The following is a 12,308-nucleotide window of genomic DNA, read 5'->3' on the forward strand; positions in this document are numbered from 1 at the left end:
AGGGGACGCGCTCCGGCTGAGCAGTAGGGCAGCGCCAAGAGCCGCCCAAGCACCCATTCGGGAAGACTGGGCGCGAAAGCCTAAGCTAATTCCAAAAAGGTATTTATATTATCTTTTTAAGATCGTTTAGTTTTTAGCGAAAGAAACGCGCAGCGCCTCGCTTGCAGCGTTTTTTGCCTCAGCCAATCCTGTTCGAGGTCATTGTCTGAGGCTCCTGTCTATTTCTTTAACCTGGTAAGGCCTAACAGGCCTTCAGTGGTTCGTTGCCCGGAGCCCTCGTGACACTTATTCAAACCTCTTTGGCAACGGTTCAGGTCGATTTACCTGAACAATTGACCCCACCCCTCGACAATAGCCCAGAGCAGGGCGAGGTTGTCCTCGAGCTGCGAGGCGTTACCAAAGCTTATCGGCGCAACGGCGGCTCGCCGCTGCCGGCTGTCAACAATGTCACGTTGAAGGTCCGGCGCGGCGAGGTGTTGTGCCTGATGGGAACGTCCGGCAGCGGCAAGTCCACCTTGCTTCGCCATATCAACCGCTTGATCGAACCCAGCAGCGGCGAGGTTCTGATCGAAGGTCAGGCCATTAGCGGCTTGAGCCCAAAAGCGTTGCGTGATTTGCGCTCGCGGCGAATCGGCATGGTGTTCCAGCATTTTGGCCTTTTGCCGCATCGCACGGTGCTGGACAACATAGCATTGCCGCTGGAGTTGCGCGGTGAATCCGATGCGGTCCGCCATGCAGCGGCCACTCGACAGTTGCAGGCGATGGGCCTTGAGGGATGGGGCGAGCATTATCCCCATGAGTTGTCTGGCGGTATGCAGCAGCGGGTGGGCCTCGCGCGGGCATTGGTGACTGATCCGGACATTCTCCTGATGGATGAGCCGTTCAGCGCACTGGATCCGACGATCCGGCGAGACCTGCAAAGTCACTTTCTGGCACTGGTACGCGAGCGCGGTATCACAACATTGTTGGTCACCCACGATCCTGCCGAAGCGGTGCGTCTCGCCGACCGGATTGCGGTACTGCGCCGTGGGCGCCTGGTGCAGTCGGGCACTGCGGAACAATTGCTCAAGACGCCGGCTGACGCTGAGGTCGCGGATTTCTTTCGAGACTGCCTCCCAGCCGCTTCGGCTTTGCACGATGTCGCCAGGGTAGTGCTTCATGCCCCGCCAGAAGCTGCGCAGGAGCCACCGGCCAGACCGGGCTTGCGCGGCTGGCAAGCCTTATTGCTGGGGCCGGCAGCGCTGGCGGCGCGGGGAAGGGGTGGACTGTTCTGGCTCGGCTTCGCCGCGGAACTCGCGGCTGTTGCCACTGCTGCGCACGGGATTGCGAACGCGTCCTGGATATCGGTAGTGGTGGCGTTGGCTGTGCTGGCGAGCACGCGTTTCACAGCGTACTCGCTCAGCCGTTCGCCGGTGCGGCGCGCTGTTTCGGGCTGGGCGCTACCGCTGGCGGTGCTGCTGGTCAGTCAGGCATTGGTGATCTGGCGCGTGTTGACGCCTGATGCCAGCCAAGCGCTTTTCCAGTTCCCGGCCAGCCGCGAGGCGGTGTTGCTGACCGCACAGAGCGTGGATGACTTTATCGGCTGGTCACAGGTGACCTTCGAAAGCGCTTTTGTCGGCGTGATCGTTGCGGTGCGCACGGTCATTGAAGGGATCGAAACCCTGCTCGGCTGGCTACCCTGGCCGGTATGCGCGCTGGCATTGGCATTGCTGGCCTGGCGCTCGGCCGGCCTGGCCTTGGCGCTCACCAGCAGCGCAGCGCTGTTGTATATCGGTGTGTTCGGTTTTTGGGAGCGGACGATTGCCACGCTGGCGTTGGTGGGCTCCTCGGTATTGATCGCACTGCTGATCGGCGTGCCCACCGGCATTCTGCTGGCGAAAAGGCCGCTAGCCAGCAGACTGATCACGCCCTTACTGGATGTCATGCAGACCCTGCCGACCTTTGTCTATCTGATCCCGGCAGTGGCGTTCTTCTCGGTGGGCAAGACCCCGGCGGTCATTGCGACAGTGATTTTCGCCCTGGCACCGATGATTCGCCTGACCTCCCTTGGCATCCAGGAAGTCCCCAAGGATGCCGTGGAAGCGGCAATCGCCCATGGAGCAACCCCCTGGCAGACCCTGATCAAGGTGCAACTACCGCTCGCGCGTAGGTCGCTGTTACTGGGGATCAATCAAACCCTTGTCATGAGCCTGTCGATGGTAGTGGTCGCTGCTCTGATCGGCGCGGGAGGACTGGGTTACGACGTCATGACGGCGCTGCGCAATATCAAAGGCGGTGAGGGCGTGCTGGCCGGCGTGGCGATCGTGCTGTGTGCATTGATCCCCGATCGAATCATTCAATCGAGCTTGCGCAAGCAAGACCATTTGCATAACTGAACAGTGAGACTGATCGTGGCAAAACATCTATTGCATAACCTGAGTGCGGCTGCAGTGCTGGTCTCCTTGATCTTGCCTGCCAGCGTGATGGCCAAAGACAAGATTGTCATTGGTGAGCAGAACTGGACGGGCGCCATCGCCATTCAACACATTCTGGGTGAGGTGATCGAAAGCCGTCTGGACGGTGACGTATCGTATCTGTCCGGGGATGTGCCGGTGCTTTTAAGTGCTGCCGCCAAGGGCGACGGCTCGGTGGATGTGCTGACCGACATCTGGCTGCCTAATCAGTCGGCGGCCTGGGCCAGGTATGTCACGGGAGGCACCCGCTCACTGGTCGCCAATGCGCACCCTTATACCGGCGTACAAGGTTTCTACATTCCTGGATATCTACAAGATAAATACGGCGTCAAATCGATTTACGACTTGAACAAACCGGAAGTGGCCAAGCTCTTCGAGCCTCTGGGCGGCGGCAAGGCTGAGCTGCTGGTGGGCCCGGCGGGCTGGGAATCGACGTATATCGGGCAGATCAAGGCCAAGGATTATGGCTTCGCCGACAAATTCGAATCCGTGTCTACGGAAGCCTCTGTGACCTACGCCAAGCTGACTTCGGCGTACAAGGCGCAACGCGGCGTGGTGTTCTACGCCTACACCCCTGACTGGATTTTCTCGGCCTATGATCTGCGTCGTCTGGAAGAGCCCGCATTCGATGGCTACGCCCAGGACAACAAGAAAGAAGATCCTCTCTACAAGGCGGATGGTTGCTGGAAATTTGTCAGCCCGACCGTAGATCCTGACTGGCTGAACAAGAGCCACATCACCTGCGCTTTCCCGGATGCCAAGGTGTATGTGCTGGCTTCCACTGCACTGCAGAAGCGCGCACCGAAAATTGCCGAGTTTCTGCATAACTTCGCCATCGACCCTGCACAGTTGAACGGGCTGATTCAGAAGATTGAAAAGGAAAAACAGCCACCAGAAGTCGCCGCCAAAGCCTGGGTGCAAGCCAATCCCTCTACTGTTGATCAGTGGTTGGCTGGGCCGGCTGCGCACGTGAGTTCAGTCCAATGACTAGAGTGAACCTACGTCTGCTCGACGGCGGCATGGGCCGTGAATTGCAACGAATCGGCGCGCCGTTCCGTCAACCGGAGTGGTCAGCCCTCGCACTGATCGAAGCGCCCGAGTATGTGCTGCGGGCGCACCAGGCCTTTGTGGCTGCGGGCGCACGGATCATCACGACCAACAGCTATGCGGTGGTGCCTTTTCATATTGGCGATGAGCGTTTCGCCGAACAGGGAAGCGCGCTGGCTGATCTCGCCGGACGGCTGGCCCGTCAGGCCGCCAGTGAGAATGCCGATGCGGTCACTGTGGCAGGATCGTTGCCACCCGCATTGGGGTCGTACCGCCCGGATCTGTTCGATCATCAGCGCTCGGTAGCGATCCACCGCGGACTCATTGCTGGACTGCGGGTGCACGTCGATGTGTGGCTGGCTGAAACCCAAAGCTCAATCGCTGAAGTCCGGGCGGTGGTCGAAGCACTGGGTACCGAACCCGCGCCACTCTGGGTGTCGTTCACGCTGCTGGATGAGGAGGGCCGCGAGCCGCGCTTACGCTCGAATGAGCCAGTCGCAGATGCGGTTGGCGTGGCGGTCGAACTGGGGGCCAAGGCGGTGCTGTTCAACTGCAGCCAGCCGGAAGTGATGGCCGCTGCCTTGAACGAGGCACGCATTGTCATCGAAAACCTTGGCGGTGCTGTCGAACTGGGGGTTTATGCCAATGCCTTTCCCCCTGTCAGTGCCAACGCCGAGGCCAACAGCACGTTGCTGGAGATCCGTCGCGATCTGGGCCCGGATTCCTATCTGGACTGGTCGAAAACCTGGGTGGCCGCAGGGGCCAGTATTGTCGGCGGATGCTGTGGGATCGGTCCAGAGCACATCGCCAGCTTGCATGTGCACCTGCACGATCAAAATACTGAGGTGCCCGTACATGAGTGATTTTCCAGAAGATGTTGTGGCAGAACAGGCGACATTTGGTGCCGGCTGTTTCTGGGGGGGCGGAAGCCTCGTTCAGGGCGCTGCCTGGTGTGCTCGACACCCGCGTCGGTTTCGCGCGATCAGAGCTGGGCGACGCCACCTTGATCGAAGTCGTGCAGGTCGACTTCGACGCCCAACTGATTAGCTACAGCCGTCTCGTCGAGCACTTCTGGACACTGCACGATCCCACTTCAATCGATCGGCAGGGCGCAGACGTCGGAACGAAATACCGCTCTGCGCTGTTTTTCGCCAGCGCCGAGCAGGCCCGGCTGGCGCTTGTCGCCAAGCAGCAGCTGGATGCAAGCGGCCAGTTGGCCAAGCCAGTGGCCACGGTCATCCTGGCGTTAGGTGAATTTCAGAAGGCCGATGAGGAACATCAACGCTACCTGGAAAAATACGGAGGCAGTGCCTGTTCCATTTGATGAGCATGCAACGCCTCCTCGCATGTTCATCGAGTCAAAAGCCGCTGGGAGGAGGGTGAGCGTCTATGCGGGCATTAACGCCCGCTCAAGTGCTCGTTCGATATCGAGTTTGGCCTGCGAGGTAATCTCCCCGGGGTGTTGGTCGAACATGTGTGGTGCCCCCGGGTAAACATGAAGTTCTACCGGTACACCGGAGCGAGATAACCTCATTGCGAAGTCGACGTTCTCTTCCAGGAACAAATCCAGCGCACCCACCGACAGAAAGGTGCGCGGCAAATCGTTCAGGTCCTGCTGCATAGCTGGGGAAAAGTAGCCAATGCGCTCGTCATTCAGACCGTAGTTTCCACGCAGCGCTTCCCAGCAAAACTGATTGGCCTGAGGCTGCCAGCCAATTCTTCCGGTGGTGACATTGGTAAACGGCGATTCGGCACTGCCTGAGCGACAGTCCAGCATCGGATAGATCAAGACCTGTCCCATGATCGGGTACTCGCCCCGGTCGCGCGCCAATATGGCCAGGGCTGCAGCTAGCCCGCCGCCGGCACTGTGCCCCATCACCACTAATTTTAGGGTGTCAGCGTTGAGGTATTGATGATTGCCGAATATCCAGCCAAGCGCTGTGTAGCAATCTTCAAGTGGAGCAGGGAATGGATGCTCGGGGGCAAGGCGGTAATCAACAGCGACGATCACCGTTTGCAGGTGTTGCGCCAGATCGGCCAGATAATCGTCCGCCATTTCGGGCTGACCGAGGACGAAACCGCCGCCGTGAACGTAGAGAATCACTGGACAGGTTTTGCCATCACTCACAGCGTCGGGCCTGTAGAGACAAAGACGCAGTTGTGCACCGTCCAGCCCATCGGTCCAGACCGTCTCACAACGCACCTGGTCTCGCGGGGTGAAAGTCGCATGGACGCGTTTTCGGATGCCAGGCAGCGTATCCAGCGACCACGTTTCAGTGCCGCTGGCTAAAAAGCTACGGTAATCGGGGTCAAGCAGTTCATGTGGTTTCACTGTTGCGCACCTTCTTCCCGTCGTGATCAGGCGCCTCTGATCGAAGCGCCCTCAAGATTACGCTACAGCCATGCCTTGATTTGCGCACAGACGGCCGTGGTCGAGATGCCATATCGATCATGCAGCGTCGGCAGCGCACCAGCGTCGAGGAAGGCATCAGGCAGCGCAATTTGCCTGAAGGTTGGCGTCACGCCATTGCGTAGCAGCAACCCGGCAACCGCCTCACCCAAGCCACCGATGATCGAGCTGTTTTCTGCGGTGACGACCAGGCGCCCGGACTTGCGAGCCTCGGCGAGGATGGTCTGCTCGTCCAACGGCTTGATTGTCGGTACGTGCAGCACGGCGACGTCTACGCCATCGGCTTGCAGTGCCTTGGCAGCTTCCAGCGAGCGCATGGTCATGAGGCCGGTGGAGATGATCAGGACATCATTACCAGTGCGCAGCGTCTTGGCTTTGCCGATCTCGAATTTATAGCCGTATTCATCCAGCACCAAGGGCACGTTGCCGCGCAGCAAGCGCATGTAAACCGGGCCTTGATGCGCTGCGATCGCAGGCACTGCCTGTTCTATCTCCAAAGCATCGCACGGGTCGACGATCATCAGGTTAGGCATGGCGCGGAAGATCGCCAGATCGTCGGTGGCCTGGTGGCTCGGACCATAGCCGGTGGTGAGGCCAGGCAGTCCGCAGACGATCTTGACGTTGAGGTTTTCTTCGGCGATGGCCATGCAGATGAAGTCATAAGCGCGGCGTGAAGCGAACACGGCGTAGGTGGTGGCGAAGGGCACGAAGCCCTCGCGGGCCATACCGGCCGCGGCGCTCATCAGCAGTTGCTCGGCCATGCCCATCTGATAGAAGCGATCAGGGTGGGCTTTGGCGAAGATATGCAGGTCGGTGTACTTGGACAGGTCAGCGGAGAGGCCGACGATATCCGCACGTTGCTCCGCCAACGCCGCCAGGGCATGGCCGAACGGTGCCGATCGAGTGGCCTGGCCTTCTGAGGCAATGGAGGCGATCATCGCCGAGGTGGTCAGGCGCTTCTTGGCCGGTGCGCCAGCCGAAGTAGGGGCGGTGTTGCTCATGGGTGTTTTCCTTCTTCAAGGTTGTTCAGGGCCAGATCCCATTCGTGTTCTTCCACGCGAATGAAGTGGGTTTTCTCGCGGGTTTCCAGGAACGGCACACCCTTGCCCATTTTTGTGTCGCAGATGATCACGCGGGGCTGTGCACCTGGGTGGTTGCGGGCTGCATCGAAGGCGGCGACCAGTGCATCGAGGTCATTGCCATCGACCCGCTGGGTAAACCAGCCGAACGACTGCCAGCGATCGACGATGGGTTCGAAGGACAGGATTTCACTCGAATAGCCGTCGGCCTGCTGGTTGTTCACATCGACGATGGCCATCAGGTTGTCGAGCTTCCAGTGCGAAGCCGACATCACCGCTTCCCAGGTCGAACCTTCGTTCAGCTCGCCGTCAGACAGCAGGTTGTAGACGAAGGAGGCCGAACGTTTGCGCTTGAGCGCCAGGCAGGCGCCAACCGCAATGCCCAGGCCTTGGCCCAACGAGCCACCGGTGATTTCCATGCCGGGGGTGTAGGCGGCCATGCCCGACATCGGCAGGCGGCTGTCGTCGGCTCCGTAGGTTTCCAGCTCTTCGAGCGGGATGATCTGCGCTTCGATCAAGGCTGCATACAGCGCAATGGCGTAGTGACCGATCGACAGGTAGAAGCGGTCACGCTGCTCCCACTCTGGATCTTCGGGTCGATGGTTCATTGCGTGAAAATACGAAACCGCAAGCAAATCCGCAGCACCGAGGGCTTGGCCAACATAGCCTTGGCCCTGGACCTGGCCCATTTTCAGCGCATGGCGGCGAATGTTGTGTGCGCGCTCGACAAGGCTGATGGCGGCTGCGGATGAAGGATGGTTAGTCATGATGAAACTCCATTAACTCAACGATTGACCAGGGCGGCAGGGATGCGCAGTACCAGCGTGGCGCCGGCAAACAGCACGCCGGTGATCAGGTACATGCCGATGGCGCTGGAGCCGGTCACGGTGGTGATCCAGCCAATCAAGTAAGGCGAGCAGAATCCTGCGAGGTTGGCGAAGCTGTTGACCGCGGCAATACCCGCTGCCGCAGAAACACCACCCAGCAGCGTGGTGGGCAGCATCCAGAACAAGGACGTTGCAGAGAGGATCCCGGAGGCCGCGAGGCACAGGCTGAGGATGGAAAGGGTCACATTGCCACCCACCATCGCGGCCAGGCTCAGGCCAATAGCGCCGGCGATCATGGGCACGATCAGATGCCAGCGCCGCTCGCGGTGTTTGTCACCACTGCGTCCCACCAACAGCATCGCCACGATCGCGCAGAGGTAGGGCAGGCTGGTCAGAAAACCGATATGCAGTGGATCGGTAACCCCCGCGTTGCGTACCAGGGTCGGCAACCAGAAGGTGATCGCGTACTGCCCCATCACGACGCAGAAGTAGATGCCGGCCAGCAACCACAGACGGCGGTCGCGAATGAACTCGCCGACAGAGGCATGGGTGACTTTCTGCTGATTGTCTTCTGCCAGTTCACGGGTGATCAGGGCCTTTTCTTCATCATTCAGCCATGTGGCCTGATGCACCCCATCTTTGAGGTAACTCAGCACCATCAGGCCGACAACGACAGTCGGAATCGCCTCGAGGACGAACATCCATTGCCATCCCGCCCAACCGTGCACGCCGGCAAAGTGGTTCATGATCCAGCCGGAGAGAGGGCCACCGACCATGCCCGAGAGTGGAATGGCGATGAACCACAGCACGGTCATGCGAGCACGACGATAAGACGGGAACCAGTAGGTCAGGTACAGCAGCAGCCCGGGCGCGAGGCCGGCTTCGGCGATGCCGAGCAAGAAACGCAGTGCATAGAATTGCCAGGCAGTTTCGACAAAGGCGAACAGCGCCGAAATGATCCCCCAGGTGATCATGATCCGGGCGATCCACATCCGCGCGCCGACCTTGTGCAGGATGATGTTGCTCGGTACCTCGCAGAGGAAGTAACCGATGAAGAACATGCCGGCGCCAAGCCCGTACACCGTTTCGCTGAGGGCCAGATCGTTCATCATTTGCAGCTTGGCAAAGCCGACGTTGACGCGATCAAGGTAGGCGCACAGGTAGCACAGCATCAGGAACGGCATCAGGCGCCAGGCTGTTTTACGGTAGGCGGAGGCACGCACGGTCGAAACCGCTTCCAGCGACAGGGTAGTCATGATGGTCTGATCTCTTGTTTTTATTGACTGCCAGGCCAACAGACCCGGCTATGTCATCGATCCAGAACCGCACGGGCCGCGCAGGCCCGCCAGGTGTGATCAGTGAATCAGCATGCCGCCGTTCACATCCAGCGTGATGCCTGTGAGGTAAGAGGATAGGTCGCTGGCCAGGAACAGGGCAGCGTTGGCAACGTCCTGAGCGGCGCCAAGGCGGCCCAGCGGAATGCCTTCGATGATCGCGTGGCGGCGCTCGTCCTGCATCAGCCCGCCGGTGATATCGGTGTGGATCAGGCCGGGAGTGATGGAGTTTACGCGAATGTTGTCAGGCCCCAGCTCGCGCGCCATGGCTTTGCCCAGGCCCAGCACACCGGCCTTGGCGGCACTGTAGTGTGGGCCGCCGAAGATACCGCCGCCACGCTGGGCAGAAACCGAAGACATGCACACGATGCTGCCGGCAGACTGTTGGCGCATCAGCGGGATCACGGCCTGGGACATCAGCAGGGTGCCACGCAAGCTCACATCCAGCACCTTGTCGTAGTCTGAAGGGCGGATATCGAGAGTCTTCAGCGGTTGGGTGATGCCCGCATTGTTGATGAGCACATCGATGCGACCGTAATGCTCGATGACCTTGGCTACGGCCTGCTGAACCTGGGCTTCGTCGGCAACGTTGGCAGCGAGGCCGAGGTGGCCTTCACCGAGCGATGCAGCCGCGTCACGGGCAGCGGATTCGTCCAGGTCAATGATCACCACATGAGCGCCATGCTGGGCAAACGTGGTAGCGGTAGCGCGGCCAATGCCACGGGCAGATGCAGCACCGGTAATGATTGCGACTTTGCCTTGGAGAAGCATGGTGGGACACCTCGAATTGTTTTTATTAAGGTCGATCTGCGAAAAATCGATGACTCAGCTTGTTCTCCACAGGTGACCTGAGCAATAAGCCGAATGTCACTCGATGCTGAAAAAAATTCAGCACTCGTCAAGGCCGCAGCGTGGTGATTGAATGGAAGCAGTCCGATACCTACAAGAAATGCCATGGAGGTGCAATGCGCACTGATGCCGATGCACCGATCATCCTGCCACCGCTGAGAGCAATTCAGGCCTTCGAGCAAACGGCTCGCTTCGGCAACGTCGCCAGGGCGGCCGAAGTGCTGGATTTGACCCCGTCAGCGGTCAGCCATCAACTGGCCAAGCTCGAAGGGATGATTGGCAGGCAGTTATTTGTCCGGGCCGCACGCGGTGTTTCGCTGACGCCGGTAGGGGAGCAGTACCTCAAGGAAATCTCCGGCATCCTGCATAGCCTTGCAGTGGCGACCGAGCGCGCCGCCAGCGATGTCAGCCTCGACTGTTTGCGCCTGCACTCATCGCCCAGCTTTGGTCTGCTTTGGCTGATGCCCCGGCTGGAAGCTTTTCGGGCGAGTCACCCGGATATTCAGCTCAATCTTTCCTGCTCATACGAGTCGCTGCACTTCAGCCGGGACAAGATCGATGTGGATATCCGCCATGGCACGCCCAACTGGCCCAGTTACGAGGTGCGTACCGTGCGCAATGAGAAATTCGCCGTGCTGTGCTCGCCTAAACTGCTTGCGCAATGGCCTGTCGGGTCGGCAGCGGATCTGCTTGACCGCGATCTGGTGTTGTCGGAAGCCACCTTGCTGAAGTGGCCACAGTGGTTTGCCCAGCATGGTTTGGCTCGGCCTGAACGGCCTTATGCACTGAGTTTCGATAGGTCTTACATGTCCTTGGAGGCCGCCAGTCACGGGCTTGGGTTTGCGCTGGAAAGTACCTTGCTTGCGCAGAAGTACCTGGCGGCTGGCACGTTGGTCGAGGTTGCACCGCAATCACTTAGCGCGCCGGTGGCGGCGCATCATCTTGTGTTTCCAAAGGCGCATTCCAACTTTCCACGCGTTCGACGCTTTCTCGAGTGGATGGAAAGTGAGCTGGGTCATGAGTTTGCTTATTGAGGTTGATCAAGCACGCAGTGGGAATGACTTTCAGCCTGCGCCGATCTGTTTCAACAGCGCAGCCACAATGGCCTCGGGCCGGTCTTCTTGCATGAGGTGACCGCAACTCTCGACTCGAATACAGGGCTGCTGGGCAATCAGCTCGGCAAGACGCTCGCCCTGAGCAAATGGAATCCAGGCGTCTTCAGCTCCCCACAAAACCGACACCGGGCAATCAAGTCTTGTGTACAGCGGCTGAATCTCGTCAGTGAACGCTTGATCCATCTGCGCGATCTGCCGATAGAAAGCAGGCTGACCAACTTCACCTACCCAAGGGGCGCTGTAGATGCGCAGCGCTTCTTCACTCAACGGGTTTGCTGCTGAGGTCTGCAGATACGCCGCCAGCAGTGCGCGGTGCATGTACTCCGGCATTCCCGCAAATGCTGCCTCGTGTTGGCGGACATGCTGGACGAACGGCGAACCCCACGGCGCCAGAGCCACGGCGTCGAACAAGGTTAGCGATGCGTAGCGCAGGCCGTTCAGGTAGTACGCGCGCAGAGCCGTGGCACCGCCAAAGTCATGTGCCAGAACATCTGGACGGTTCAGGCCCCATTCTTTGAAGAGCGCAATGAGCACATTGTTCTGGACGGCCAGCGAAACGTCCTGACCCACCCTCATCTCAGACTGGCCGTACCCGACCAGGTCGAAGTAGTACACGGTACGATGGCCAGTCAGGAGAGGAACGATGCGCCTCCAGACCTGAGAGGAAAAAGGCGTTCCGTGGATAGCTACCAAGGGGGCGCCCGATCCCATCTTTCCCCATCTGACGGCGTTGCCTTCGATGATTGACGTGTAGGGTAGATCCAGCATGGCTCACCTCATATTGTCATTTAGCTAAATGACTATATGATGCCGGGATGGACAGATCAATACAGATGAAAGCGATGAGCAGTGAGGTTCGGCTAACGGTACTTCGATTGCTTGCGAACCCTCATGAGCACTTTGCAGAGCAGTGGTCGGCAGATCCTGTCGAAATCGGGGTTTGCATGACCCTTATTGCCAAGGCGCTGGGTGTCGCTCAGCCGACCGCTAGCCGGCATTTGGAGATTCTTGTGCAGGCGGGGTTTGTAACGGTGGCGAAGAAGCACAAGTGGTCTTACTGCAAGCGTAGTGAGTTGATGGTCAGCGAGTATCTTGAATGGCTGGCGCAGGAATTGGCCGTGGAAAAGGGCTTGTAAGAGGTTGTCCCAACCCTACCCGGTTATATGCGCTATCAGCGGTGAGCCAATCTTTCAT

Annotated in this window: 11 protein-coding genes and 1 pseudogene; 6 read left to right on the forward strand and 6 right to left on the reverse strand. The window is 59.3% G+C overall.

Going from position 1 to position 12,308, the window contains the following annotated elements; all coding sequences use genetic code 11:
* The first annotated feature begins 332 nt into the window (after positions 1-332).
* The 4 genes and pseudogenes from ACQZ2L_RS07970 to msrA all read left to right on the forward strand — a co-directional run bounded on the left by ACQZ2L_RS07970 (position 333) and on the right by msrA (position 4,824).
* Positions 333-2,375 carry an ATP-binding cassette domain-containing protein gene (locus ACQZ2L_RS07970; RefSeq protein ID WP_430325720.1) on the forward strand — a complete coding sequence of 681 codons (2,043 nt, stop codon included), beginning with the start codon at positions 333-335 and terminating at the stop codon, positions 2,373-2,375.
* A gap of 87 nt (positions 2,376-2,462) precedes the next feature.
* Entirely contained in the window at positions 2,463-3,440 is a 978-nt protein-coding gene (locus ACQZ2L_RS07975; protein WP_430325721.1) for a glycine betaine ABC transporter substrate-binding protein, read from the forward strand.
* The gene (locus ACQZ2L_RS07980) at positions 3,437-4,363 is read left to right on the forward strand and encodes a homocysteine S-methyltransferase family protein (protein ID WP_430325551.1); all 927 of its coding nucleotides are present in this window, start codon (positions 3,437-3,439) and stop codon (positions 4,361-4,363) included. Before ACQZ2L_RS07975 ends, ACQZ2L_RS07980 begins: the two co-directional genes overlap by 4 nt.
* Positions 4,356-4,824 (forward strand): annotated as a pseudogene (gene msrA, locus ACQZ2L_RS07985) (peptide-methionine (S)-S-oxide reductase MsrA). Before ACQZ2L_RS07980 ends, msrA begins: the two are co-directional and overlap by 8 nt.
* 63 nt (positions 4,825-4,887) lie before the next feature.
* On the opposite strand, the gene ACQZ2L_RS07990 reads toward msrA, so the two are convergent.
* The 5 genes from ACQZ2L_RS07990 to ACQZ2L_RS08010 form a co-directional block, all read right to left on the reverse strand.
* On the reverse strand, positions 4,888-5,832 hold the full coding sequence (locus tag ACQZ2L_RS07990) for an alpha/beta hydrolase fold domain-containing protein (protein ID WP_430325552.1): 945 nt from the start codon (positions 5,830-5,832) through the stop codon (positions 4,888-4,890).
* A 62-nt stretch (positions 5,833-5,894) separates the two neighbouring features.
* Positions 5,895-6,911, reverse strand: coding sequence for a transketolase family protein (locus tag ACQZ2L_RS07995; RefSeq protein ID WP_430325553.1), 1,017 nt, complete (start codon positions 6,909-6,911; stop codon positions 5,895-5,897).
* Positions 6,908-7,756, reverse strand: coding sequence for a transketolase (locus ACQZ2L_RS08000; protein WP_430325554.1), 849 nt, complete (start codon positions 7,754-7,756; stop codon positions 6,908-6,910). The genes ACQZ2L_RS07995 and ACQZ2L_RS08000 overlap by 4 nt, the downstream gene beginning before the upstream one ends.
* Positions 7,757-7,773: 17 nt before the next feature.
* On the reverse strand, positions 7,774-9,072 hold the full coding sequence (locus tag ACQZ2L_RS08005; protein ID WP_314873163.1) for an MFS transporter: 1,299 nt from the start codon (positions 9,070-9,072) through the stop codon (positions 7,774-7,776).
* 99 nt (positions 9,073-9,171) lie between these two features.
* Positions 9,172-9,921, reverse strand: a complete 750-nt coding sequence (locus ACQZ2L_RS08010; protein ID WP_103437294.1) for an SDR family NAD(P)-dependent oxidoreductase — start codon at positions 9,919-9,921, stop codon at positions 9,172-9,174.
* Positions 9,922-10,115: 194 nt separating this feature from the next.
* Here ACQZ2L_RS08010 and ACQZ2L_RS08015 point away from each other — a divergent pair, with 194 nt between their 5' ends.
* Complete coding sequence (locus ACQZ2L_RS08015) at positions 10,116-11,033, forward strand: LysR substrate-binding domain-containing protein (RefSeq protein ID WP_430325555.1); 918 nt, start codon at positions 10,116-10,118, stop codon at positions 11,031-11,033.
* Positions 11,034-11,063: 30 nt separating this feature from the next.
* On the opposite strand, the gene ACQZ2L_RS08020 is transcribed toward ACQZ2L_RS08015, so the two are convergent.
* The gene (locus ACQZ2L_RS08020; RefSeq protein WP_430325556.1) at positions 11,064-11,882 is read right to left on the reverse strand and encodes an alpha/beta fold hydrolase; all 819 of its coding nucleotides are present in this window, start codon (positions 11,880-11,882) and stop codon (positions 11,064-11,066) included.
* Between the two features lie 65 nt (positions 11,883-11,947).
* On the opposite strand from ACQZ2L_RS08020, the gene ACQZ2L_RS08025 reads away from it, so the two are divergent.
* On the forward strand, positions 11,948-12,250 hold the full coding sequence (locus ACQZ2L_RS08025) for an ArsR/SmtB family transcription factor (RefSeq protein ID WP_430325557.1): 303 nt from the start codon (positions 11,948-11,950) through the stop codon (positions 12,248-12,250).
* Positions 12,251-12,308 lie beyond the last annotated feature (58 nt).

Source organism: Pseudomonas shirazensis (assembly GCF_050496565.1).
Classification (GTDB): Bacteria; Pseudomonadota; Gammaproteobacteria; order Pseudomonadales; family Pseudomonadaceae; genus Aquipseudomonas; species Aquipseudomonas shirazensis_A.